This window comes from Neisseria sp. GT4A_CT1 (assembly GCF_000227275.1).
In the GTDB taxonomy this organism is placed as follows: Bacteria; Pseudomonadota; Gammaproteobacteria; order Burkholderiales; family Neisseriaceae; genus Neisseria.
Genome location: NZ_JH164976.1, coordinates 1 through 2,130, shown reverse-complemented (window position 1 = coordinate 2,130; position 2,130 = coordinate 1). Strand labels below are relative to the sequence as shown.

Annotated in this window: 2 protein-coding genes and 1 pseudogene; all 3 read left to right on the top strand. The window is 42.8% G+C overall.

The annotated features are described in order from the left end of the window. A partial coding sequence (locus HMPREF1028_RS14210) for an RHS repeat-associated core domain-containing protein (RefSeq protein WP_009313172.1) occupies positions 1-1,014 on the top strand: 1,014 nt, incomplete at its 5' end. Positions 1,015-1,023: 9 nt separating this feature from the next. Further along, positions 1,024-1,659 (top strand): Imm43 family immunity protein, encoded by a 636-nt coding sequence (locus tag HMPREF1028_RS12725; protein ID WP_009313171.1) that lies wholly within the window; start codon positions 1,024-1,026, stop codon positions 1,657-1,659. Between the two features lie 128 nt (positions 1,660-1,787). Beyond that, positions 1,788-2,130 (top strand): annotated as a pseudogene (locus HMPREF1028_RS12720) (RHS repeat protein); the annotation flags it as partial.

The window sequence follows — 2,130 nt, the reverse complement described above, 5'->3', positions numbered from 1 at the left end:
CTTAGGTCCTACACCTACGATGCCTTGGGCAGAAGGATAGGCAAAGGTCGTCTGAAAAACGAAGAAGTTTCGGAAACGTCATTCCCGCATGATTTAAGCGGGAACGACCTTGAAAACCAAACCCGCTTCGTTTGGGACGGCAGCCACCTCTTGCAAGAAATCCACTCGGACGGCAGATATACCTATATCTATACCGATCAAGATTCCTACGAGCCTTTAGCCCAAGTCCGCGATTGGACAACTGAAGACGGCGAAAGCCGACAACAAACCCGCTATTTCCACTGCGACCAAATCGGCATCCCTAGGGAGATGACCGATAAAGACGGCAATTTGCTGTGGTTCGGCAATTACACCGGCTGGGGTCGTCTGAAAGAGGAAACTAAGGTAACGGATAGCGCATACCAACCCTTCCGCCTGCAAAACCAGTATGCCGACCGAGAAACGGGGCTGCATTACAACTTCTTCAGGTATTATGAGCCTGATGCGGGTAGGTTTGTGAATCAGGATCCGATTGGATTGATGGGTGGGGAAAATCTGTATTGGTTTGCACCTAATGCACAAGATTGGGTGGATCCATTGGGAGAAAGTGGTTACAAGTTACGTCTAAGTATGGAGTCTCAAAACATGTTTCGTCCAAATTCTTCTTGGCAAACACATCATTTGATTCCACAGGCAGTTTGGAAAGAAAACAAAGCATTTTTTAACGCTATTGGTATGAAGGGCAAAGGATTAGGCAGAGATAGTTGGACTAATGGTTTGTATATGCATTCAACTGAAGCAGATGCTCGAAGCTCACTTAGAGAATTTTTCCATCGCGGTTCACACAATAATTACAATGACAGCGTAAGTCGCGAATTGAAAAAAATAAGAAAAGAATTCAAACAAGGAAAAATTACAGCAGAACAAGCGCGACAACGTGTACAGGATTTACAAGAAAGGTTGAAAAAACGTTTGAGTAAGTCCATATCCGTTGGAGGATGTGGATCTGCCAACTCACCAAAACGATTAGCTTAAGAGGATATTATGAAAAAATTATTAGTGTGGGGATATGCTCTGCAAAGCATGGATAAAGCAGAAAAAATGGGGTTGCCACGAGTAAGCAGTGGAGTTCTAGGTATATCAGAGAAGTTTAACCCTAAAAAAACGCATCCTGATTTTGATTTTCCATGGAGTTGGTTCCTAAAAGGTCAAAAAATTCCCCCAATGCCTGAACAAGTGTATATATGCTTGAAAAAAGCCCGAGACGTTACTTTTGATTTTCTACCATATAATGACTTCTTTATTATGTCGGCACGTTTTTTAGAATTTATTAAAAAATACGGGTTTAGTCATAATTTTGGCATGAGCAAAGTGATTATTGTCAATACCAAAGGAGAGCTCTTGACGAATGAAACCTATTATTTGATAAGAATAATTGATTGGGAAATTGAGGATGAGATTGTTTATCCAGATTTAGAATTAGATGAAGAAGATTTTTCGCTGGAAGCATATACTAATTCAGATAAGGATATTTTATTATCTTCCAAACATAATTATTCAGGAGCATTTATGGTATCAGAAAACTTAAAGGACAAAATATTGGAAAATTTTTCTTTGCCTTTTCTTTATTCTTTGGGGGAGTGGAAGAAATTAAACAATTTAGATAGTTATTGGGATTAAAATAAATCATAGAAATTGTTAGATGGACTTTTCTCTATGACAAACGTAGGTTAGGTTGAGTCCTTCCAAACATCAAGGTCGTCTGAAATCAATTTTCAGACGACCTTGCCTATGTCCCACCCTTACTCTGCTTCGACTACAACGAAAACGGCCAACTCATCGCCCAGCACCAATGGAAGGTGCCGAACAAAGAAGAGAACGCCCGAAACGGTTTGCCCGAAACCGACTGGCGCGATGCGCAGTACGACATGCTGTACCTGCCCGTTACCGAAACCGTCCGCTACCACTACGATTTCAACGGCAACCGCACCGCCACCGTCCTGCCCGACGGCAGACAAATCAACTACCTGTATTACGGCAGCGGCCACCTGCACCAAATCAGCCTCGACGACGAAGTCATCACCGACATCGAACGCGACAAGCTGCACCGCGAAATCTACCGCACACAGGGTAAACTCGCCAGCCGTTACG

What these genes read in the sequence shown, in the direction of transcription:
- HMPREF1028_RS12725 (WP_009313171.1), top strand. Translation starts at nt 1,024, where the DNA reads ATGAAAAAATTATTAGTGTGGGGATATGCTCTGCAAAGCATGGATAAA.